The following is a 21,226-nucleotide window of genomic DNA, read 5'->3' as shown; positions in this document are numbered from 1 at the left end:
ACACGCCTTTCGCGCTACCGTGACGCGGCCACGACAGGGGATGCACATGGCGCCAGGACAGCACAGGATGGATACCGATCGCGGCCTGCTGCGGATCGGCCTGTTCTTCGACGGTACCCGCAACAATGCGCACAACCTGGCGCGCGGCCACCACCAGCCTGCGCGGCCGCGCCCTCCCCTGCTACGCGCCGACGACGATTCGACCTACCAGAGCCGGCTGACCAGCAGCTACGACAACGGCATCACCAACATCGCGCGCCTGCATCAGCTGTACCCGGACAGCCGCGGCCACGGCGGGCAGCAGCCATCACTGGCGATCTACGTGGAAGGCGTGGGCACCCGCGACGATGCAGAGGATGACCTGCTCGGCCTTGCCTTCGGCATTGGTGCCAGCGGCGTGCGCGCCAAGGTCCAGCGCGCCCTGCAGGAACTGCTGCCCGCCGCCCTGGCCGGACTGGCCGCGCAACCGCAGGCGCCGTTGCACAGCGTGCAGCTGGACCTGTTCGGCTACTCGCGCGGTGCCGCTGCTGCACGCGATGTCGCCAACCTGCTGCAGGGCTGGGAAGCTGCGCACTGGCGGCAGCTGCTGCTGCAGGCAGGAGTGCCCTGCAGCGCGGATTTCGCACCCGCGCGTCCGCTGCTGCGCTTCATCGGGCTGTTCGACACCGTGGTCGCCGTCACCGGACGCCGGGCTGGCGAACAGCCGCGCATCGCGCTGCCGGCCGGCATCGCCGCCAGCGTGCTGCAGCTCAGCGCGCGCGACGAGCATCGCCAGCACTACCCGTTGACCACGGTGGCGCCGGACCATGCCGAGATCGCGCTGCCCGGCGTGCATGCCAACATCGGCGGCGGCTACGACCAGCCCGAGGAAGGCCCCAAGCTGCTCAGTCGCCCGCGCCGCCAGCAACTACGTCGCTCCGGCGTGGCCGACTACCAGGTGCCGGCACTGGCGCTGCTGCAGGCCACCACCGTGTATGCCGAGGCGCAGGCCGACGCCGAGCGCTGGCGGCAACAGCTGGGAGTGAGCGCGAAGGAGGTCTGGGTCGACGTCTGGCATCAGTGGCAGCAGCAGCGCCGGGCGGGCAGCCGCAGCGTGGTGATGTCGCCGCTGCTGTACGCCACCGCCGCAGTGGTCCTGCGCCGGCCGATCGATGGCCGCTACGCACTGATCGCGCTGCAGGTGATGCAGAAGCACGCCACCGACGCCGGCGTGCAGTGGACGGCCGACGCTGCCAGCGTACCCGGCTGGGAACTGCCTGCCGCGCTGCAGCCGGTCGCACGCCGGCTGGTCGCCGGCAAGCCGCTGACCGCTCCGCAGGAAGCGCTGTTGCGGCGGCGCTACCTGATGCAGTCGGCGCACTGGAATTTCGACGCGCTGGGCGACACCGCGCTGACCTATGCCGCCGATGCCGGAGTGAGCGAGCTGCCCTACCGGCCCGGCCCCGGGCTTTTCTACATCAACCGGCCGACCGTGGACGGCCGCCGCGTGGTGCTGCCGAACGGGTGATGCGGATCATCGCCAGGCAGCACGCCAGGCGTGCGACGGCTCAGCCGGCCTGTTCGACCAGGTTCGCCAGTTCGTCGGCATCGAACCCGGCCAACAGGCGCGCCTCCAGGTTGAACGGCCCGTGCAGGTAGCCGCCGGCGTACTCCAGCAGCAGTTCCTTGAAGCGTGCGCGCGGCTCGACGCCGGCGCGGTCGCAGTACCAGCGGTACCAGCGCGAACCGGCGGCGACATGGGCCACTTCCTCGCGCAGGATCACCTCCAGCACCTCGGCGGTTTCGCCATCGCCGACATTGCGCAGCTTGTCGATCATGCCCGGGGTCACGTCCAGGCCGCGCGCTTCCAGCACGCGCGGCACCAGCGCCATGCGCGCCAGGCCATCGTGCGCGGTCTTTTCGCACATCTCCCACAGGCCGTTGTGCGCGGGAAAATCGGCGTAGTCGTGGCCATGGGCCAGCAGCCGTTCGCGCAGCAGCATGAAGTGCCGTGATTCGTCGTCGGCGCAGCTGACCCAGTCGGCATGGAATGCCGACGGCAGGCCGCGGAAGCGGTACACCGCATCCCAGGCCAGATCGATGGCGTTGAGCTCGATGTGGGCAATGGCATGGATGAAGGCGGCGCGTCCCTCCACGCCTCCCAGTCCGCGTCGTGGCACTTCGCGCGGATGCACCAGCACCAGTTGCGCCGGCCGGCCCGGCATGCGGATCGGCTCCGGCGCGGGCGCATCGGCCGGCACCTTCAGGCGGCCGGCCCGGAATGCGGCGGCATGGCCCTGGGTCAGCGCCACCTTGCGCAGCGGGTCGGCCTCGGCCAGGCACTGCTGCGCAGCGCGCAGCAGGTCACCACCGACGTCGGGCAGGTCCTGCACCGCCGCTCCTCAGGCGCGGCGCTTGTGCTTGGCGTCGTCCGACCGCAGCTGCTGGATGCGCTCGAAATAGCCCGGCTCGATGCCGGTCGGGTAATGGCCGTTGAAGCAGGACGAATCGAAGCTGCGCAGCGCCGGGTTGCCTTCGCTCACCGCCGCTTCCATGTCTTCCAGGTCCTGGTAGATCAGCCAGTCGCAGCCCAGGTGCGCTTCGATCTCTTCCACGCTGCGGTTGTGCGCCACCAGCTCTTCGGCGGCCGGCATGTCGATGCCGTAGATGTTGGGATAACGCACCGGCGGTGCGGCACTGGCCAGGTACACCTTGCGCGCACCGGCATCACGCGCCATCTGCACGATCTGCTGGCTGGTGGTGCCGCGCACGATCGAGTCATCCACCAGCAGCACCACGCGGTTGCGGAACTCCAGGTGGATCGGGTTGAGCTTGCGGCGCACCGACTTCACCCGCTCGCCCTGCCCCGGCATGATGAAGGTGCGGCCGATATAACGGTTCTTGATGAAGCCTTCGCGGTACTTCACGCCGAGCACGTTGGAAATTTCCAGCGCCGCATCGCGCGAGGTATCCGGAATCGGAATGATGGTGTCGATGTCGTGGTCCGGGCGCAGGCGCAGGATCTTCTCGCCCAGCTTGATGCCCATGCGCATGCGCGCCTTGTGCACCGACACGTTGTCGATCATCGAATCCGGGCGGGCGAAGTACACGTACTCGAAGATGCACGGGGTGTGCTCTGCCGGCTCGGCGCAGATTTCCGAGAACAGTTCGCCGCGCGCGGTGATCACCAGCGCTTCGCCCGGCTGCACGTCACGCACGCGCTGGAAGCCCAGCACGTCCAGCGCCGCCGATTCGGAGGCCACGATGTACTCGTCACCTTCGGCGTGGCTGCGCTTGCCCAGCACCAGCGGGCGGATGCCATGCGGATCGCGGAAGGCGACCAGGCCCAGGCCCAGCACCACGCTGACCACCGCATAGCCGCCCTTGCAGCGGCGGTGCACGCCGGCCACCGCGCGGATCGCGGCTTCCGGGCTCAGCTGGCGCTGCTGTTCCAGTTCGTAGGCGAACACGTTCAGCAGCACTTCGCTGTCCGAATCGGTATTGACGTTGCGGCGGTCCTGTTCGAACACCTGCTGGCGCAGCGCCTCGGTATTGATCAGGTTGCCGTTGTGGGCCAGCGCGATGCCGTAGGGCGAATTGACGTAGAACGGCTGTGCCTCGTCCATGCCTTCCGAACCCGCGGTCGGGTAGCGCACATGCGCGATGCCGACGCTGCCTTCCAGGGTGGACATGGTGCGGGCATCGAACACGTCGCGGACCAGGCCGGTGGCCTTCTGCACCCGCAGCCGGCTGCCGTTGACCGTGGCGATGCCCGCCGCGTCCTGGCCGCGATGCTGGAGGACGGTCAAGCCGTCATACAACTGCCCGGCGACGTTCTGGTTGCCGACGATTCCGACGATGCCACACATGATGCGAGGTCTCCGCTGGGCTGTGCCCAGTTACAAGGAAGGTGGCCGTGCCTGGCCTGGGTTGTCGCCGCGTCTGCGGTCGACATTGGCCGGATCGTCCGGCTCGATGCTGCCCGGCAATGCAGAGGCGTCCGGGCGCACTTCGGCCGGATCACGTCCCTCGCCCTGCTCCGTCGTCGCGGGCCGCAGCCATCCGCCGCCCGCCATCACCTGGCCAAGAATGCCATTATCGCCTGTCGCACCCGGCTTGCCCACATCGCCGCCGGTGCTCTTGCCCAGTTCCATCAATGCAGATGGGGACAGCGCATCCATCGGCAAGGCCTTGGGCAGCAGATCGGCACCTGGCACCTCCCAGTGCGGCAGCTTGCTGTTCATCCAGGCCACGGCCGGGTTCAGTACCGGGCGCAGCGCTGAGCCGCGCCAGGACGGTTCGGCGGTCAACGGTGTGAAGCCGGCCAGCAGCAGCAGGATGGCGGCGATCAGGCCCCCGCGCACCGCGCCGAGCACACCGCCCAGCAGACGATCCAGGCTGCCCAGCATGTTGCGGTGGACGATGGCCTTGATGACCATCCCGATCACGGCAACGACCACCATCACGCCGATGCCGACGCTGAGATAGCCGCCGATGAAATGCTCGCCGCCCGGGGCCGCCGGGGCGGCCCACCAGTGCGCGGCGTCATTGCCGAAGGCGAACGCCGCCCAGGCGGCAACCAGCCAGGACACGGTGCCGATGACGATGCCGACAAAGCCGCGCAGCAGTCCCAGCAGCGTGGAGGCAGCGATCACGATCAGCAGCACGACGTCGATCATGGCGCCCCGCTCCTTCGGCGGCGCTGGCAACGCGGCTGCGTACAGGTCATGGGTGCGGTCGGACCATGCCGGCAACGCCGACCTTGGCGGCGACCTGCGCCTTCAGCTGTTCGGCGTCGGCGCGGTTGGCCACCGGCCCGACACGGACCCGGTGCAGGGTGCCCTTGTCGGTACGCACCTGTTCGACGAAAGCGCTGAAGCCTGCGGCACGCACCTTGTCGCGCATGGCATTGGCGTCGTTGGCCTGGCCGAACGCGCCGAGCTGCACGGCGAAACCGACCGCGCTGGCTGCCGGTGCTGCAGGCGTTGCCGGGGGGGTGGGCGCGGTGCTGGTGGTGGCCGCCGGCTTCGGCTGCGGCTTGGCCGGCTCCGGCTTGGGCTGCGGCTTCGGCGGTTCCGGGGTGGCGACCGGCGTGGTCGCGGCGGTCGGCGTGCTCGGCGGCAGGCTTTCGCTGCGCACCGGGTTGGCGGTCGCCGCCGGTGACGGCGCTGCCAGCGGCGTGCTGGCGCTCGGCGTGGCCGGGGTCGCGGCGACTGCCGTGGCCGGGGCCGCCGTCGCATCGAGGGTGATGACTTCCGCCTTCACGTCGGCGCGCACCTTGACCGCCTGCAGGCGCGCTGCCTCGGCCTGGGCACGGTCGGGGTACGGCCCGACCCGCACGCGCCAGGCAGGACGGCCGCCAATCGTCGCGGTCTCGGTGAAGCCCGGCAGCTGCGAACGCTTCAGGTAGGCGATCACCGCATCGGCGTCGGCCTTGCTGGCGTACGCGCCGAAGGTCACCGCATAGTTGCCGGCGGCAACCGCAGGCGAGGTATCCACGGTCGGCGGCGTGGCCGGTGCGGCAGCCTCGTCGAGCGGACGGGCCTGGCCGCTCTGCAGGCCGGTGGCGCCCCCGGCCGGCGCCACCAGCGGCAGTTCGCGGGTTTCGAACTGGCCATCGGCGGGCGCATCGGGGGCCGCGATCGGCACATTGGCCACGCCGCTGTCCGGCGCCGGTCCTTTGACCAGCATCGGCAGGAAGATCACGGCCAAGGCCACCAGGACGATGGCACCAATCAGACGCTGTTTCAGGGGCGTATCCACGTAGGGCAGGCGACAGGCGGGACGTTGCGGTCGATTATACGGGTGCCGGACCGGACGGCGTCGGTACTGGCTGAACGGCGGTCAGGCGCGGGCCTGCAGCCCTTGCAGGGCAGCGGCAGCGGTATGGAACGAACCGAACACCAGCACCCGGTCGCCGCGCTCGGCGCGCGCCAGCACCTGCGCCAGCGCCTGTTCGACGGTGTCCGCCAGGGCCGCCGTGCCAGCCACGGTATCGGCCAGGCGCACCTGCAACTGGGCCGCCGACTGCCCGCGCGGGCCATCCAGGCCGGCCAGCGTCCAGTCGCCCACGACGTCCTGCAGGGCCTGCACCACACCGACCGCGTCCTTGTCCTGCAGCGCGGCGTAGACGGCCAGGGTGCGCCCAGGCACCGCCTCGGCGTTCAGTGCCCGCGCCAGCTGCGCGGCGGCCTGCGGGTTGTGGCCGACATCGACGCGGATCTGCACGCCGTCGCGCTCGAACGCCTGCAGGCGGCCGGCAATCCGCGCCGCCGCCACGCCTTCAGCCCAGGCCGCGCGCGGCACCGGCTTGTCCAGCGCGCGCAGTGCGGCGATCGCAGCGCCTGCGTTGGCCAGCTGGATCGGGCCGGCCAGCGCCGGCGTCGGCAGTTCCAGCCGCGTACCGACATCGCGCCAGCGCCAGCGCTGTGCATCGATCGGTTCATGGAAGTAGTCGCTGCCGCCACGGATCGCATTGGCCCCCAGCAGATAGGCACGCGCCAGCACGCTCGACGGCGGATCGGTCTCGCCCAGGATCACCGGCTTCCAGCCGCGGATGATGCCGGCCTTCTCGGTGCCGATCGCCTCGCGGTCCTCGCCCAGCCACTCGGCGTGGTCGATGTCCACGGTGGTGATCACCGCCACATCGGCATCGACGATGTTGACGGCGTCCAGGCGGCCCCCCAGCCCCACTTCCAGCACGGCCAGGTCGAGGTCGGCAGCGGCGAACAGCTGCAGCGCAGCCAGCGTGCCGTACTCGAAATAGGTCAGCGTGGTGTCACCGCGCGCCGCTTCGACGGCATTGAACGCAGCAACCAGCGCGGCATCGTCCACGTCCTGGCCATCGATGCGCACGCGCTCGTTGTAGCGCAGCAGGTGCGGCGACGTATAGGCACCGACCTTCCAGCCGGCGGCACGCGCGATGGCTTCGATGAAGGCGACGGTCGAGCCCTTGCCGTTGGTACCACCGACCACGATGGTGCGCCTGGCCGGTGCGCCCAGGCCCATCGCCGTGGCCACGCTGCGCACGCGCTGCAGTCCCATGTCGATGCTGGCCGGGTGCTGGCGTTCAATGTAATCCAGCCAATCGGCCAGGGTGGTCGGGGTGTTCGTCACGGCAGCGGTTCCAGCAGAAACAGGTGGTTCGATGGGTGGGATCAGAGTGCGCGGTGCTTGGCTTCGCCGAAGAACGGCGTGTGGTGGGCGCAGTCGTTCAGGCGCACCACCTCCAGGCTGTCCAGGTCGGCGCCTTCGAGCAGGTTGAGCGTGGTCGGTGCCTGGCGGAAGGTCCACAGGCGGGAGATCGGCAGGCCCAGCACCCTGCACAGGATCACCCGGTTGACCGCGTCATGGGCAACCACCAGCAGCGTGTCGTGCTCGCCGAGGCCTTCGGTGGCGCGGGCCAGGCCACGCCAGCTGCGTTCCAGCACCAGGCGGAGCGATTCACCGCCGGGCATCAGCACGGTATCGGGTTCCTCGCGCCAGGCCTGCAGGCGCGACGGGTCCTTCTCGTGGATCTCGCTGGCCAGCAGGCCCTCCCACTCACCGTGGGCGATTTCCTGCAGTTCCGGCTCGGTCAGCAGCATGTCGGCCCGTGCGGCGCCGAGGGCCAGCTGCGCGGTGCGCTGCGCGCGTGACAGCGGCGAGGCGACGGCACGGGTGATGTCGACCGAAGCCAGGCGGGCGCCAAGGGCCTGGGCCTGGGCTTCGCCGATGGGCGACAGCGGGATGTCGATCTGGCCTTGGTAGCGGCCTTCGGCGTTCCACGGCGTTTCGCCGTGGCGGGCAAGCAGGATGCGCATGCGAACAGGGGGTCCTGGGGGGAGGAGTTCCGGCGCATTGTTCACATCCTGTGAAGTGCGCGGAACAGGGATGATACCCGTTCGGCGCACCGGGCCGGGCCGCGCATGAAAAAACCCCGCGACCGGGGTCGCGGGGTTTTGGCGTTGCGGGCGGATTCCGCCGGGCATGGCCCGGCGCTACCGCGATCACGGCCGGCCGTTATCTGGCCAGGTTCAGTTCCTTCAGCAGCTGCGGCGCCGGCGCCACTTCCTGCATGATCCACTGCATGTAGCGGCTGTCCACGGCGATCATGCGGGTCATCACCGGGTCGAACACCCAGTTGGAGCTGACCGATTCCCAGTTGCCATCAAAGGCCAGGCCGACCAGCTTGCCGTTGGCGTCCAGCACCGGCGAGCCGGAGTTGCCGCCGGTGATGTCCAGGTTGGACAGGAAGTTCACCGGCACCGAACCGATGCGCTTGTCTTCCAGGCCGCCGTAGCGCTTGGCCTTGACCGCATCGAGCAGCGCCTTCGGCGAATCGAACGGGTCTTCGCCGGTTTCCTTGGCGGCCACGCCTTCCAGGGTGGTGAACGGGGTGTACTGCACGCCATCCTTGCCGTAGCCCATGACGTTGCCGAAGGTGATGCGCAGCGACAGGTTGGCGTCCGGATAGACGAACTCGCCCTGGCTCTTCTTGTAGTCGGCCACGGCCTGCAGGTACAGCGGGCGTGCGGTCAGCGATTCGCCTTCGCGGATCTTCTTCTGCTCTTCCTGCTTCAGCAGCGACGGCATCATCGCAACGGCGTACTGGATGGCCGGATCGGTGCTGGCTTCAAAGGCGGCGCGGTCGGCGTTGAACCACTTCAGGCGCGCGTCCAGGCTGCCCAGCTCGGTGCCTGACAGCTTGCCCACCAGCGACTTCACCGCAGCGGCATCGCTGCCGGCCAGCCAGGTGTTCAGCACTTCATTGTCGCGCTGCGCGGCCGGCAGGGCCACGTACTGGTCCAGCCAGTAGGTCTGCAGCTGCTGGTCCATCTTCGCCACGTAGCGGCGGTCCATCTGCTTCAGGCTGCCTTCGATGGTGGTCAGGTCGCGTTCCTGGTAACCGGCTTCGCGCTCCGCATCCGGCTTGCTGCGTTCGATCGACAGGCGGTACAGGGCGATCGCCGCGCCAACGGCCGAGGTGTTGTTGAACTGGCCCACGAACAGGTCGCGCTCGCGGGTCGACTTGCTGGTGTCCAGATGCTTGAGCAGCTGCGCGTGTGCGGCCAGGGCCGGCTTGCCGGCCGCGCCCTGCTTCTTCAGCCAGGCCAGCACGGCGGCCTCTTCGGCCTGCTTCTGGCCGGCGGCGTCGATGCGCTTGAAGCCTTCCAGCTGGCCCAGGTAGTTCTTGGCCACGTTGTTCATGCTGGCGGCGGTGGCGGCGTACTTGACCTTCACGTCCGGGTCGGCCTTGCCGGCGTCGGCGATCATCTTCAGCACCGCGTTGTAGTGGGCGGCGATGGTCGGGTAGGTGAAGCTGGCGGTTTCGTTGAACTCGCCGGCCAGTGCATAGCGGTTGGTGCGGCCCGGGTAGCCGGCCACCATCACGAAGTCGTCGGCGCCCAGCGGCTGGTCGGCGAACTTCAGGAAGTGCTTGGGCTGGTACGGCACGTTGTCGGCCGAGAACGCGGCCGGCTTGCCATCCTTGCCGACATAGGCGCGGTAGAACGAGAAATCGCCGGTGTGGCGCGGCCACATCCAGTTGTCGACGTCGCCGCCGAACTTGCCGACGCTGCCCGGGGGCGCGTAGACCAGGCGCACGTCCTTGATTTCCATGTTGCGGAACAGGCGGTAGGTGTTGCCGCCGGAGAACGAGTACAGGCGGCAGCGGAAGCCGGCGTCGGCTTCGCAGGCGGCCACCTGGGCCTTGTCGAAGGCATCCAGCGCGCGGCTGCGGGCCAGCGCATCCTTGCCGGCGGCGGCGATGGCAGCCTTGGCCTGGGCAGTGACGTCGGTGATCTGGTCGAGCACGAACACGCGGGCGTTCGGGCCGGCACTCAGTTCGTCCTTCAGGGTCGGCGCGTTGAAGCCGTCCTTGATCAGGTTCTTCTGCGCGGTCGAGTTCAGCTGGATCGCGCCGTAGGCACAGTGGTGGTTGGTGACCACCAGCCCCTGCGGCGAGACGAAGCTGGCGGTGCAGCCGCCCAGCGCGACCACGGCGCCCATCGGGTCGCCGGTCAGGTCGGCCAGCTGCTGCGGGGACAGCTTCAGGCCGGCCTTCTGCAGCGGGCCGGCGATTTCCGGCAGCTGCTGCGGCACCCACATGCCTTCGGCGGCATGGGCGACATGGACCAGCCCGAGGCTGGCGACGATGGAGAATGCAAGCAGGTTCGAGCGCATGGAGCGGCCCCTGGTAGTGGAACCTTCGATTGTAGCCCGCCGCCCTGCCCCGGCCCGAACCCCGGAAGTCATGGGCCGGGCGCACCGCTGCCCCGGTAGCGCCGGGCCATGCCCGGCGATCGCAGCGACCACGTTCGAAACGCCCGCCGGCGCACGCCTTTCGTTCCAGCGCGGCACCCGCAGCGCAACATGGGAAATCACCGGGGGGCCCTATAATCCGCGTTTTCCCCCTGATGAGTTCCACCCCGATGGCGCAGCAAACGATGAAGGCCCTGGTCAAGCGCGAAGCAGCCAAGGGCATCTGGATGGAAGAGGTTCCGGTGCCGACCCCGGGCCCCAACCAGGTGTTGATCAAGCTGGAGAAGACCGCGATCTGCGGTACCGACCTGCACATCTACCTGTGGGACGAATGGAGCCAGCGCACGATCAAGCCGGGCCTGACCATCGGCCACGAGTTCGTCGGCCGCATCGCCGGGATCGGCCCGGGCGTGACCGGCTACGAAATCGGCCAGCGCATCTCGGCCGAAGGCCACATCGTCTGCGGCCATTGCCGCAACTGCCGTGGCGGTCGTCCGCACCTGTGCCCGAACACGGTCGGCATCGGTGTCAACGTCAACGGCGCATTCGCCGAATACATGGTGATGCCGGCCAGCAACCTGTGGCCGATCCCGGACCAGATCCCGTCCGAACTGGCCGCGTTCTTCGATCCGTACGGCAACGCCGCGCACTGCGCGCTGGAGTTCAACGTGATCGGTGAAGACGTGCTGATCACCGGCGCCGGTCCGATCGGCATCATCGCCGCCGGCATTTGCAAGCACATCGGTGCACGCAACGTGGTGGTGACCGACGTCAACGACTTCCGCCTGAAGCTGGCCGCCGACATGGGCGCCACCCGCGTGGTCAACGTCGCCAACACCTCGCTGAAGGACGTGATGAAGGAACTGCACATGGAGGGCTTCGACGTGGGCCTGGAAATGAGCGGCAACCCGCGCGCGTTCAACGACATGCTCGACTGCATGTACCACGGCGGCAAGATCGCCATGCTCGGCATCATGCCCAAGGGCGCCGGCTGCGACTGGGACAAGATCATCTTCAAGGGGCTGACCGTGCAGGGCATCTACGGCCGCAAGATGTACGAGACCTGGTACAAGATGACCCAGCTGGTGCTGTCCGGCTTCCCGCTCGGCAAGGTGATGACCCACCAGCTGCCGATCGACGACTTCCAGAAGGGCTTCGACCTGATGGAAGAAGGCAAGGCCGGCAAGGTCGTGCTGAGCTGGAACTGATCCGGCACACGGCGACGCCGGGCATGGCCCGGCGCTACCGGAAAGAAAAAGGCGCCCTGTGGGCGCCTTTTTCATGTACCGCTGCCTGTCTGGAGGAGAGCCCCCTTGTTGTTCAAGGGGGCGCGCCAACGGCGCAGGGATAAGGTGAAATGCGCGGGGCAATCGCCGGTGCCGCAGGCGCCGGTTATTGCCCGATCGCGACGCTCAGCATCACGCGGCTGTGGGCCAGCTTGCCGGAGTTGTCGCGGCCGTTGCCGTCGGTGCCGTAGTAGCCCAGGCCGACATTGACCATCCCGAACTGGCGCGCGACGCCGACATTCCAGTCGGTGTAGTCCTTGGCGATGCCGTCCTCGAAGGTGCTGCGGCCGACGTTGGCATTCAACGTGAAGTCCTTCGGCAGGCCCCAGCTGCCCCCCAGGCCGAAGTACCAGCCATCGGTGCTGCTGTTCCACACATCGTTGCTGTAGGCCACCGTCAGCTTGTAGGTGTCATCCAGCGTGGTGGTGGTGATCAGCTCGTTGTAGTTCTGGTGGCTGGCCTTGAGGTAGGTATAGCGGTTCAGCAGCACGTCGAAGTTGACGCGTTCGGTCACGTCGATGCCGTAGCCGATCAGGTAGTCGACCTCGGTCTTCGGGTCGCCGGGACCGAAGTCCACGCCCGAACCCCAGACACCGGCATACAGGCCCACCGGGCTGGTGTAGGTGAAGCCGGCCTGCAGGGTCGGATCCTCATCGGTCTGCGAGACACCGCGGAACAGGTAATCCGACACGGCGGTGACGTTCCAGCTGTACGGCGATTCGGTGTCCTGGGCACTGGCCGCGAACGGCGCAAGGGTCAGGGCGGCGGCAATGACGAGGCAGGCACGGGCGTGCTTCATGGGCGTCTCCGGTGGGGGCGGTGGCGTGGAAGGCGGGAGCTGGCACGGACGCAGCGACCGGAGCCAGACAGCCCCGGTTCACGAATTTTTAACCCGTTTGCTATTGCGATGCAACATGTGCCGTCCGTGGCGATGGCCTGCCCGGCCCGATGCGGGGCCACCGATGCCCGGTAGAATCAGCGGTTTCCCCGTGCTGAGCCGTGCCCACGCCATGACCGACGCCTCCTCCGCCCTGACCCGCCACTACGCCGAGGAACTGGACGCCATCCGCGCCCAGGGCCTGTTCAAGTCCGAGCGGATCATCACCGGTCCGCAGTCCGCCGAGATCACCCTCGATGACGGCCGCACGGTGCTCAACTTCTGCGCCAACAACTACCTGGGCCTGGCCGACCATCCGGACCTGATCCAGGCGGCCAAGGACGCGCTGGACACCCATGGCTTCGGCATGGCGTCGGTGCGCTTCATCTGCGGCACCCAGGACCTGCACAAGCAGCTGGAAAAGCAGATCGCCGATTTCTTCGGCAAGCAGGACACCATCCTGTACGCAGCCTGCTTCGACGCCAACGGTGGCCTGTTCGAGCCGCTGCTGGGCGAGAACGACGCGATCATCTCCGACGCGCTGAACCACGCCTCGATCATCGACGGCGTGCGCCTGTGCAAGGCCAAGCGCTTCCGCTACGCCAACTGCGACATGGCTGACCTGGAAGCGCAGCTGCAGGCGGCCGACGCCGCTGGCTGCAAGACCAAGCTGATCACCACCGACGGCGTGTTTTCGATGGACGGCTTCATCGCGCCGCTGGACGAGATCACTGCGCTGGCGAAGAAGTACAACGCCCTGGTGCACATCGACGAATGCCACGCCACCGGCTTCCTCGGTGCCAGCGGCCGCGGCTCGGCCGAGGTCAAGGGCGTGCTGGAGAAGATCGACATCATCACCGGCACCCTGGGCAAGGCCATGGGCGGCGCGCTGGGCGGCTTCACCTGCGCCAGCGCCGAGGTGATCGAGCTGCTGCGCCAGCGCTCGCGTCCCTACCTGTTCTCCAACTCGCTGCCGCCGCATGTGGTCGCCGCCGGCATCAAGGCGTTCGAGATGCTGGCCGCCGCCGATGACCTGCGCGGCACCCTGGCCGAGAACACCGCCTACTTCCGCGAGAAGATGACCGCCGCCGGCTTCGACGTGAAGCCCGGCGTGCACCCGATCAGCCCGGTGATGCTGTACGACGCACCGCTGGCACAGAGGTTCGCCGAGCGGCTGCTGGAAGAAGGCATCTACGCGATCGGCTTCTTCTTCCCGGTGGTGCCCAAGGGCCAGGCCCGCATCCGCACCCAGATCAGCGCCGCGCATACGCGTGCGCACCTGGACCGCGCGATCGATGCGTTCACCCGCATCGGCCTGGAACTGGGCGTGATCAAGGGCTGATCGCCCGCCGGTAGCGCCGGGCCATGCCCGGCGGCTTCCCGATAGCCGCGCTATGCGCTCGCCGGGCATGGCCCGGCGCTACCGAAATGACGCGCAACGCGCGTCATTTCTTCTTTTTCTTCTTGTCCTTGGGCTCATCCTTGCTGGCCACCACCACCGGCTTGGCGGCTGCGGCCTGGCCGTTGCCCTTGGCCACGCGGATGCCGTTGGACTTCATCCAGGCATCGAACTCATCGGCGGTCATCTTCTTGTCGCCGTCGCTCATCAGGAAGCGGTAGCTGCCGCGACCGTCCAGTTCCGGGGTCTTCACTTCCACCACCGGGGTCTCGGCCGGTGTTTCTGCCTTGGCCGTTTTCTTGTGGCCACCACAGGCAGCAAGCAGCACCATCGGCAGCAGCAGGCCGGCACAGCGCAGGACGTGGTTGAGGGTCGGGTGGTACATGGCAGGCTCCGTTCGGGACATTCGACAACCAGGCGCCCCCTACGCCTGGAACGGTGGCCGGCAGACGCCGGCCGCGGGCGGTGTTCAGCCCGGTGCAGCGGCCCCCAGCCGCTGCTGGTCGCTGACCTCCAGCACCCGCCATTGGCCCTTGCCGAGATCGCCGAGCGTCAGCCCGCCAATCGCAACCCGGACCAGGCGCAGCACCTGCAGGTCGAAGGCCGCCAGCAGGCGGCGGATGTGGCGGTTGCGGCCCTCGTCGAGGACCACCTCCAGCCACGCGGTCTTTTCGCCGCTGCGCAGCACGCAGACGGAATGGGCATGCAGGAACTCGCCCGCCTCTTCGACACCGGCGCGCAGCGCGTCCAGGGTGGCGTCATCGGGCAGGCGGTCGACCTGCACGTGATAGGTCTTGACCGGGCCGGTCTCCGGATCGGTGAGGCGCGCTGCCCACTGCGGATCGTTGCTGAACAACAGCAGCCCCTCGCTGGCCTTGTCCAGACGCCCGACCGGTGCGATCCACGGCAATCCGGCATCGTCGAAGCAGCGGTAGACGGTGTCGCGGCCACGCTCGTCCTGTGCGGTGGTGACCACCCCACGCGGCTTGTTGAGCATCAGGTACAGGCGCTGCGGCGCCCCCATCGGCTGGCCGTCGACGTCGATCGGCGGTGCCGGGCTGGCGATGGGAAATTCCGGGTCGCGCACGATGCGGCCCGAGACCCGCACGCGGCCGTCGGCAATCCAGCGTGCGGCTTCACTGCGCGAGCAGACACCGGCCTTGGACAATACCCGCGCCAGCCCGTGGCGCACGCCGGCGGAGCTGGCATCAGGGGTCGCACGCCCACGCAGGGCGTGGGAGCGGGCGGCGGGGGCAGCAGGTGGGCGGCGCGTACGCAAGCCTCTGCTCCCCGCGGCGCTTACTTCTTGTCGACCGGCTTGGTCTCAGCCGGTACCGGGGCCGCAGCCGGCGTCGCCGCCGCTGCCGGGGCCGGACGGGCCTTGACCACGCGCACGCCGCGCGCCTTCATCCAGGCGTCGAACTCTTCAGCGGTCATGCGCTTGCCGTTCTGGCTCATGTCGAAGCGCCAGGGCGTGTTGTCGAATTCGGTCTGCGGCTTGTAGGCGGCCGGATCGTTCGGCTTGACCGCCGGCGCACTCGGGATCGCCTTGGCGATGTTCTGGCAGCCATCGATGCGCAGGCGCTGCAGCACCTGGTCCAGCGACTGCGACGGGTCGTAGCTGCTGCCCAGCACGCCGCTGGACATGCCCAGCTGGGTGCCGCGGATGTACAGCTCATCGGCCACCGGTGCGATGGCGGTGGCCGGCAACGGCAGCGGCGAGGCGCTGGTGTTGACCGAGCAATCGACCGCAGCGTGGGCAGCGGGAACCAGGGCCAGCGCCAGAACGGCAGCCGATGCAGAGCGCAGCATGAGGGCATCCACGAAAGGAAGAGACGCGGCGAGTTTAGCAATGCCGCGCCAGCTTTCAAGCGGCACTTTCAATGAATACGGCAACTTGTTGGTTTCATAGGCAAATTGCCGACGAACGGCAGCCAGCCTGGGGGACGGCCCCGCAGTTGCGGCCGTACAAACAACAAGACCCGGCCGAAGCCGGGTCCTGCTGTGTCCTACTGGCAGAGCGTCAGAACTTAGTTCTGGACGTTCAGCTCGGTACGACGGTTCTTGGCGCGACCTTCCGGATTGTCCGAACCATCCGGGTTGGTGTTCGGGGCAATCGGACGGCTCTCACCGTAGCCGATCGGGCCCTGCAGACGGCCAGCGTCCACGCCGTTCTGGGTCAGGTAGTTGTACACGGCGGTAGCACGACGCTCCGACAGCTTCTGGTTGTAAGCGTCGGTACCCTTCGAGTCGGTGTGACCGGCAACTTCAACGCGCAGATCCGGGTAACGCTTCAGGATCTCGGTGGCTTCGCTCAGGATGGCCACAGCGTCCGGACGCAGGTTCGACTTGTCGAAGTCGAAGTTCACGCCCTTCAGGTCGATCGAGACCGGCACCGGGCAACCGTCCGGACCGATGGTCTGACCCGGCTGCGAGTTCGGGCACTTGTCGTCGCAGTTGTTGACGCCGTCACCGTCGTCGTCCAGATCGGCGCAGCTCGGGGCAACCGGAGCCGGAGCCGGAGCAGCCGCGACCGGAGCCGGGCCCAGCGGGATCACGACGCCGACCGAAGCCAGCACGTCGCCGAACCAGCTTTCGTCGCGTGCGGCGATGCTCTGGTCGTCGAAGTCAGCGCGGTAGGCCACTTCGGCGCGGACAGCAACGCGCTTGTCGAAGGTGGTCTGCAGGCCGACGCCCAGCTTGGCAGCCAGGTTGCCGTCCTTGCGGTCACGCGGGCCATTGGTGTCAACGGCAGCGTACTCTTCTTCCGACTTCTGGTAGCCCAGGCCACCGACGATGTACGGGTTCCAGCCGCGGCCTTCCTTGATGAAGTGGCGACGCAGATCGAACGACACGCCGTACTGCGACCAGTTCAGATCCTGGTTGGCGTCGAAATTCGGGTTCTGGTAGTTCAGCTCACCGTCCAGCGACCAGTTCGGGCTGATGAACTTACCCAGGCCCAGGGTGACGAACGGAGCGTCGTTGGTCAGACGGTCGTTGTCCTGGAAGTTGAAGCCGGCCGAACCGGTCAGGTACCAGCGGTCATCGAACTCCTGCGCCGACGCAGCCTGGGCGAATGCCAGACCGCCCAGCAGCGCGGCAGTAAGGATCTTCTTGTTCATTGAGTACAGCTCCTATTTCGGGGGTATGAAACCGGTAGAGGCATGGGCCAGCACTACTGCGTCGATGTTCAGACAGCCGATTCAGCACGCCACCGCCGCGAACATTATGCTCAGGCGGGTGAAGGCCATGTTAACAGTCCCGTAACATGTGAAGCGTCGCACCCGACCGGCCACCGGTCCGACGTTGAAACCCTATACAGGATAATGAAAATCCGCAAGACCCCCGCGCGGCAAGGGTTTGGAGGGGATTAAGGGCCACATACGACAGTGTTGCCGATACCTGCCGGAAGACGGTTCAGCGCGCGCCCATCGATATGAGGAACCTTATGATGCGGACAGGAACCGAGCGGGAGTTGCAATGAAAGCCGTCGCCCTGTGTCGTGAATCAGCCCCTGCGCTGCGCGATCTCGTGTTGCCCTCCCCCGCCTCGCCTCGCGGCCGTGACGTGCTGGTGCGGATCCAAGCCGTTTCCGTCAATCCGGTGGACGCAAAAGTGCGCGCGGGCACCCCGGCGGCATCGCTGGACAGCCCGCGCATCCTCGGCTGGGATGCTGCGGGCGTGATTGAGGCCATCGGTGAGGAAGCCACCCTGTTCGCCTCCGGCGACGAGGTCTACTACGCCGGTGATGTGACCCGACCGGGCTGCAACGCGCAGTACCAGCTGGTCGATGAGCGGCTGGTTGCACGCAGGCCGACCACGCTGGATGCCGCCGAGGCAGCCGCATTGCCGTTGACCACGCTGACCGCGTGGGAACTGCTGTTCCAGCGCATGCCGCTGCACCTGGACGATCGTCGCCATGCCGGCCAGCGCCTGCTGGTGATCGGCGCTGCGGGCGGCGTCGGCTCGATGGCGATCCAGCTGGCCCGCCATGCCGGTTTCGAGGTCATCGCCACGGCATCGCGCGACGCATCGATCACGTGGTGCCGGCAGATGGGAGCACACCACGTCATCGACCATCGTCAGCCGCTGCTGCCGCAGCTGCAGGCGCTGGGCATCGCCGAGGTGCAGGTCGCACTCAACCTGGCCGACACCGACCACTACTGGGACGAGCTGGGCCAGCTTCTGGCGCCGCAGGGGCACCTCGGGCTGATCGTCGAACCGCGCGGCGCCCTGCGCATCGGCGATCCCTACAAGGCCAAGTGCATCGGCATCCACTGGGAGTTCATGTTCGCCCGCGCGCGTTTTGCCACGGCCGACCGCATCGAGCAGCACCGCATCCTCAACCGCGCCGCCAGCATGATCGACGCCGGCCAGCTGCGCGGCACCCTGAGCGAAACGCTGGGCCCGATCAATGCTGCCAACCTGGAGGCGGCGCACCAGCGCCTGGCCAGCGGCCGCACGGTCGGCAAGCTGGTGCTGGCCGGCTGGGACTAGCCCGGGCGCGACCGTCTGTGGCTACGGATCGGCCATCATCTGTATCTATGGAAAGGCATTGATCGGGGCTACGGTGGTAACAGACCTCTCCCACCCCGAGCGTGCCATGCCCACCGCCCTGCCCTTGCGCCTGCTGCAACTGATCGTCGGCCTGTTCCTGTACGGCTTCGGTGCTGCCCTGATGATCCGCGCCGCGATCGGCGTTGCGCCGTGGGACGTGCTGTCGCAGGGCGTCGCCGCCCAGACCCCGCTGTCGTTCGGCCTGGCCACCAATGTGATCGGCGCGCTGGTGCTGTTGCTGTGGTGGCCGCTGCGGCAGAAGCCCGGCGTCGGCACCGTCCTCAATGTGATGCTGATCGGTCCCTCGGCGCAGTTCGGCCTGTGGCTGTTGCCGCCAGCGGTCGGCCTGGGCTGGCAGCTGACGCTGTTCTGCGCCGGCATGCTGCTGGTGGCGCTGGCGACCGGCCTGTACATCGGTGCCCGGCTGGGCCCGGGACCGCGCGATGGCCTGATGACCGGCCTGCATGCCCGCACCGGCTGGCCGATCTGGAAAGTGCGCAGCCTGATCGAAGGCAGCGTGCTGCTGCTGGGCTGGTGGCTGGGTGGCAATGTCGGCCTGGGCACGTTGGCGTTCGCCCTGCTGATCGGGCCGCTGTGCGGGGTGACCCTGGGCTGGTTCGGGATTGGCCGTCCCCTGCCGGCGGGTAGCGCCGGGCCACGCCCGGCGAGCGCGCAGCGCGGCCACGGGTAACCGCGTCGCCGGGCATGGTCCGGCGCTACCGATTCGCCAGCCCTTGCTCCGGCCGCCGTTTCGCGGCACCCTTCGCGCTTCCGTACGCAAGCGTATCGACCATGTCGCCAGCCAACGAAAGCGCCTACCCCCACCTGTTCGCCCCGCTGGACCTGGGCTTCACCCAGCTGCGCAACCGGGTGCTGATGGGCTCGATGCACACCGGCCTGGAAGACCGCGCGCGTGACTTCCCGCGCCTGGCCGCCTACTTCGCCGAGCGCGCCGAAGGCGGCGTCGGCCTGATCGTCACCGGTGGCTTCGCCCCGAACGTGGTGGGCTGGCTCAAGCCCTTTGGCGGCAAGCTGTCCTGGCCGTGGGAAGTACGCCCGCACCGCCAGCTCACCGCCGCTGCACACCAGCACGGCGCGAAAATCTGCCTGCAGCTGCTGCATGCCGGCCGCTACGCCTATCACCCGCTGTCGGTGGCGCCGTCGAAACTGAAGGCACCGATCAACCCGTTCACCCCGCGCGCGCTGTCGGCCAGCGGCGTCGAACGCCACATCGCCGACTACGCGCGCAGCGCGAAGCTGGCGCGCGAGGCCGGCTATGACGGCGTGGAAGTGATGGGCTCGGAGGGGTACCTCATCAACGAGTTCATTGCCCCGCGCACCAACAAGCGGACCGATGCCTGGGGCGGCGACGCACGCCAGCGCATGCGCTTTGCGGTGGAAATCGTGCGCCGCATCCGCGAGGCCTGTGGCCCGGATTTCATCATCATCTACCGCCTGTCACTGGTCGATCTGGTGGAGGACGGCAGCAACTGGGAAGAGATCGTGCAGCAGGCCCAGGCCATCGAGGCCGCCGGCGCAACGATCATCAACTCCGGCATCGGCTGGCACGAGGCGCGCATTCCGACCATCGCCACCTCGGTGCCGCGCGCTGCCTTCGCCGGTGTCACCGCCAAACTCAAACCGCACGTGAAAGTGCCGCTGGTCGCCACCAACCGCATCAACATGCCCGAGGTCGCTGAACGCATCCTGGCCGGCGGAGGCGCCGACATGGTGTCGCTGGCGCGGCCGCTGCTGGCCGATCCGCAGTGGCCGAACAAGGCCCGCGCCGGCCGCGCCGACGCGATCAACACCTGCATCGCCTGCAACCAGGCCTGCCTGGACCACGTCTTCGAGAACAAGCTGGCCAGTTGCCTGGTCAATCCGCGCGCCGCGCACGAAACCGAACTGGTCTACCGCCCCACCGCCGCGCCGAAGAAGGTGGCCGTGGTCGGCGCCGGCCCGGCCGGGCTGGCGTGTGCGACCGTCGCCGCCGAGCGTGGCCACCAGGTCACCCTGTTCGATGCCAACGATGAGATCGGCGGTCAGTTCAACGTCGCCAAGCGCATCCCCGGCAAGGAAGAATTCCACGAGACCCTGCGCTACTTCCGCCACAAGCTGGCCGAGACCGGGGTACAGCTGCGGCTGGGGACCCGCGCCGATGCCGCCAGCCTGGCCGGCTTCGACGCGGTGGTGCTGGCCACCGGCATCGTGCCGCGCCGGGTCGATTTCCCCGGCGCCGACCATGCCAAGGTGGTCAGCTACCTGGACGTGCTGCAGGGCCGGGTCGACGTGGGCGCCAGCGCCGCCATCATCGGCGCCGGCGGCATCGGCTTCGATGTCGGCGAGTTCCTCAGCCACGCCGGCGCGTCGCCATCGCTCGACCCGCAGCGCTGGATGGCCGAATGGGGCGTGGATGCCACCTTCGAGGCGCGTGGCTCGCTGGCCCCGGCACAGGCCGAGGTCTCGCCGCGCCGGCTGTGGCTGCTGCAGCGCAGCCCCGGCAAGCCGGGTGCCCGCCTGGGCAAGACCACCGGCTGGATCCATCGCGCCACGCTGAAGGCCAAGGGCGTGCGCATGCTGGGGGGCGTCGAGTATCTGGGCGTGGATGACGCCGGCCTGCGCATCCGCGTGGACGGCAGCGAGCAGCTGCTGCCGGTCGACCACGTGGTGATCTGCGCCGGCCAGGAACCGCAGCGCGCGCTGCAGGCCGAACTGCAGGCCGCGGGCATCACCGCCCAGCTGATCGGCGGTGCCGATGTGGCCGCGGAACTGGACGCGAAACGCGCAATCGATCAGGGCAGTCGCGTCGCCGCCGCGCTGTGATACGCGCCTGAATGGGGGCCGGAATGTGATTCCGGTCACCCGCCCCCAAGCTGAATGTCAAGC

General features: G+C 68.3%; 18 protein-coding genes. 6 read left to right on the top strand and 12 right to left on the bottom strand.

Annotated features, from left to right (window positions below):
• Nucleotides 1-40: 40 nt before the first annotated feature.
• On the top strand, nucleotides 41-1,507 hold the full coding sequence (locus tag Q5Z10_RS04285; protein WP_442758937.1) for a T6SS phospholipase effector Tle1-like catalytic domain-containing protein: 1,467 nt from the start codon (nucleotides 41-43) through the stop codon (nucleotides 1,505-1,507).
• A 40-nt stretch (nucleotides 1,508-1,547) separates the two neighbouring features.
• On the opposite strand, the gene Q5Z10_RS04280 is transcribed toward Q5Z10_RS04285, so the two are convergent.
• From Q5Z10_RS04280 to Q5Z10_RS04250, 7 genes are all read right to left on the bottom strand, one after another.
• On the bottom strand, nucleotides 1,548-2,372 hold the full coding sequence (locus tag Q5Z10_RS04280) for a ferritin-like domain-containing protein (protein ID WP_303638069.1): 825 nt from the start codon (nucleotides 2,370-2,372) through the stop codon (nucleotides 1,548-1,550).
• Nucleotides 2,373-2,381: 9 nt separating this feature from the next.
• Complete coding sequence (purF, locus tag Q5Z10_RS04275) at nucleotides 2,382-3,848, bottom strand: amidophosphoribosyltransferase (RefSeq protein WP_303638068.1); 1,467 nt, start codon at nucleotides 3,846-3,848, stop codon at nucleotides 2,382-2,384.
• 30 nt (nucleotides 3,849-3,878) lie between these two features.
• On the bottom strand, nucleotides 3,879-4,658 hold the full coding sequence (locus Q5Z10_RS04270) for a CvpA family protein (protein ID WP_303638067.1): 780 nt from the start codon (nucleotides 4,656-4,658) through the stop codon (nucleotides 3,879-3,881).
• 46 nt (nucleotides 4,659-4,704) lie between these two features.
• Nucleotides 4,705-5,742: an SPOR domain-containing protein gene (locus Q5Z10_RS04265; protein ID WP_303638066.1), complete on the bottom strand. Its 1,038-nt coding sequence runs from the start codon at nucleotides 5,740-5,742 to the stop codon at nucleotides 4,705-4,707.
• An 81-nt stretch (nucleotides 5,743-5,823) separates the two neighbouring features.
• Entirely contained in the window at nucleotides 5,824-7,095 is a 1,272-nt protein-coding gene (folC, locus tag Q5Z10_RS04260) for a bifunctional tetrahydrofolate synthase/dihydrofolate synthase (RefSeq protein ID WP_303638065.1), read from the bottom strand.
• Between the two features lie 41 nt (nucleotides 7,096-7,136).
• The gene (locus Q5Z10_RS04255; RefSeq protein WP_087921655.1) at nucleotides 7,137-7,781 is read right to left on the bottom strand and encodes a histidine phosphatase family protein; all 645 of its coding nucleotides are present in this window, start codon (nucleotides 7,779-7,781) and stop codon (nucleotides 7,137-7,139) included.
• A gap of 199 nt (nucleotides 7,782-7,980) precedes the next feature.
• Nucleotides 7,981-10,143 (bottom strand): S46 family peptidase, encoded by a 2,163-nt coding sequence (locus Q5Z10_RS04250; protein ID WP_303638064.1) that lies wholly within the window; start codon nucleotides 10,141-10,143, stop codon nucleotides 7,981-7,983.
• A gap of 263 nt (nucleotides 10,144-10,406) precedes the next feature.
• Here Q5Z10_RS04250 and tdh point away from each other — a divergent pair, with 263 nt between their 5' ends.
• A complete protein-coding gene (gene tdh, locus Q5Z10_RS04245; RefSeq protein ID WP_303639136.1) occupies nucleotides 10,407-11,429 on the top strand; it encodes an L-threonine 3-dehydrogenase in 1,023 nt (340 codons plus the stop codon).
• A gap of 184 nt (nucleotides 11,430-11,613) precedes the next feature.
• On the opposite strand, the gene Q5Z10_RS04240 is transcribed toward tdh, so the two are convergent.
• Nucleotides 11,614-12,306: a TorF family putative porin gene (locus Q5Z10_RS04240; RefSeq protein WP_303638063.1), complete on the bottom strand. Its 693-nt coding sequence runs from the start codon at nucleotides 12,304-12,306 to the stop codon at nucleotides 11,614-11,616.
• Between the two features lie 211 nt (nucleotides 12,307-12,517).
• On the opposite strand from Q5Z10_RS04240, the gene kbl reads away from it, so the two are divergent.
• On the top strand, nucleotides 12,518-13,726 hold the full coding sequence (gene kbl / locus Q5Z10_RS04235; protein WP_303638062.1) for a glycine C-acetyltransferase: 1,209 nt from the start codon (nucleotides 12,518-12,520) through the stop codon (nucleotides 13,724-13,726).
• A 103-nt stretch (nucleotides 13,727-13,829) separates the two neighbouring features.
• Here kbl and Q5Z10_RS04230 read toward each other — a convergent pair whose 3' ends face one another.
• The 4 genes from Q5Z10_RS04230 to Q5Z10_RS04215 all read right to left on the bottom strand — a co-directional run bounded on the left by Q5Z10_RS04230 (nucleotide 13,830) and on the right by Q5Z10_RS04215 (nucleotide 16,905).
• Nucleotides 13,830-14,168, bottom strand: a complete 339-nt coding sequence (locus Q5Z10_RS04230; protein ID WP_303638061.1) for a hypothetical protein — start codon at nucleotides 14,166-14,168, stop codon at nucleotides 13,830-13,832.
• Nucleotides 14,169-14,252: 84 nt separating this feature from the next.
• Nucleotides 14,253-15,062 (bottom strand): pseudouridine synthase, encoded by an 810-nt coding sequence (locus Q5Z10_RS04225; RefSeq protein ID WP_440138108.1) that lies wholly within the window; start codon nucleotides 15,060-15,062, stop codon nucleotides 14,253-14,255.
• Between the two features lie 20 nt (nucleotides 15,063-15,082).
• Complete coding sequence (locus tag Q5Z10_RS04220; protein ID WP_303638060.1) at nucleotides 15,083-15,595, bottom strand: hypothetical protein; 513 nt, start codon at nucleotides 15,593-15,595, stop codon at nucleotides 15,083-15,085.
• A gap of 218 nt (nucleotides 15,596-15,813) precedes the next feature.
• Nucleotides 15,814-16,905, bottom strand: coding sequence for an OmpA family protein (locus Q5Z10_RS04215; protein WP_303638059.1), 1,092 nt, complete (start codon nucleotides 16,903-16,905; stop codon nucleotides 15,814-15,816).
• A gap of 358 nt (nucleotides 16,906-17,263) precedes the next feature.
• On the opposite strand from Q5Z10_RS04215, the gene Q5Z10_RS04210 reads away from it, so the two are divergent.
• The 3 genes from Q5Z10_RS04210 to Q5Z10_RS04200 all read left to right on the top strand — a co-directional run bounded on the left by Q5Z10_RS04210 (nucleotide 17,264) and on the right by Q5Z10_RS04200 (nucleotide 21,163).
• Nucleotides 17,264-18,280, top strand: coding sequence for a zinc-binding alcohol dehydrogenase family protein (locus tag Q5Z10_RS04210; protein WP_303638058.1), 1,017 nt, complete (start codon nucleotides 17,264-17,266; stop codon nucleotides 18,278-18,280).
• A 106-nt stretch (nucleotides 18,281-18,386) separates the two neighbouring features.
• Complete coding sequence (yczE, locus tag Q5Z10_RS04205) at nucleotides 18,387-19,031, top strand: membrane protein YczE (RefSeq protein ID WP_303638057.1); 645 nt, start codon at nucleotides 18,387-18,389, stop codon at nucleotides 19,029-19,031.
• 101 nt (nucleotides 19,032-19,132) lie between these two features.
• Nucleotides 19,133-21,163, top strand: coding sequence for an NADPH-dependent 2,4-dienoyl-CoA reductase (locus Q5Z10_RS04200; protein WP_303638056.1), 2,031 nt, complete (start codon nucleotides 19,133-19,135; stop codon nucleotides 21,161-21,163).
• The last annotated feature ends 63 nt before the right edge of the window (nucleotides 21,164-21,226 follow it).

It is taken from the genome of Stenotrophomonas sp. 704A1 (assembly GCF_030549525.1).
Lineage (GTDB): Bacteria > Pseudomonadota > Gammaproteobacteria > Xanthomonadales > Xanthomonadaceae > Stenotrophomonas > Stenotrophomonas tuberculopleuritidis.
This window is presented reverse-complemented; position numbering and strand designations above follow the sequence as displayed.

Excerpts from the sequence above, each read along its gene's own strand:
- Q5Z10_RS04240 (WP_303638063.1), bottom strand. The coding sequence starts at position 12,306 with ATGAAGCACGCCCGTGCCTGCCTCGTCATTGCCGCCGCCCTGACCCTT.
- Q5Z10_RS04230 (WP_303638061.1), bottom strand. The coding sequence starts at position 14,168 with ATGTACCACCCGACCCTCAACCACGTCCTGCGCTGTGCCGGCCTGCTG.
- Q5Z10_RS04200 (WP_303638056.1), top strand. The coding sequence starts at position 19,133 with ATGTCGCCAGCCAACGAAAGCGCCTACCCCCACCTGTTCGCCCCGCTG.
- Q5Z10_RS04285 (WP_442758937.1), top strand. The coding sequence starts at position 41 with ATGCACATGGCGCCAGGACAGCACAGGATGGATACCGATCGCGGCCTG.
- Q5Z10_RS04270 (WP_303638067.1), bottom strand. The coding sequence starts at position 4,658 with ATGATCGACGTCGTGCTGCTGATCGTGATCGCTGCCTCCACGCTGCTG.
- Q5Z10_RS04255 (WP_087921655.1), bottom strand. The coding sequence starts at position 7,781 with ATGCGCATCCTGCTTGCCCGCCACGGCGAAACGCCGTGGAACGCCGAA.
- purF (WP_303638068.1), bottom strand. The coding sequence starts at position 3,848 with ATGTGTGGCATCGTCGGAATCGTCGGCAACCAGAACGTCGCCGGGCAG.
- Q5Z10_RS04215 (WP_303638059.1), bottom strand. The coding sequence starts at position 16,905 with ATGAACAAGAAGATCCTTACTGCCGCGCTGCTGGGCGGTCTGGCATTC.
- yczE (WP_303638057.1), top strand. The coding sequence starts at position 18,387 with ATGCCCACCGCCCTGCCCTTGCGCCTGCTGCAACTGATCGTCGGCCTG.
- Q5Z10_RS04220 (WP_303638060.1), bottom strand. The coding sequence starts at position 15,595 with ATGCTGCGCTCTGCATCGGCTGCCGTTCTGGCGCTGGCCCTGGTTCCC.
- kbl (WP_303638062.1), top strand. The coding sequence starts at position 12,518 with ATGACCGACGCCTCCTCCGCCCTGACCCGCCACTACGCCGAGGAACTG.
- tdh (WP_303639136.1), top strand. The coding sequence starts at position 10,407 with ATGAAGGCCCTGGTCAAGCGCGAAGCAGCCAAGGGCATCTGGATGGAA.
- Q5Z10_RS04210 (WP_303638058.1), top strand. The coding sequence starts at position 17,264 with ATGAAAGCCGTCGCCCTGTGTCGTGAATCAGCCCCTGCGCTGCGCGAT.
- Q5Z10_RS04250 (WP_303638064.1), bottom strand. The coding sequence starts at position 10,143 with ATGCGCTCGAACCTGCTTGCATTCTCCATCGTCGCCAGCCTCGGGCTG.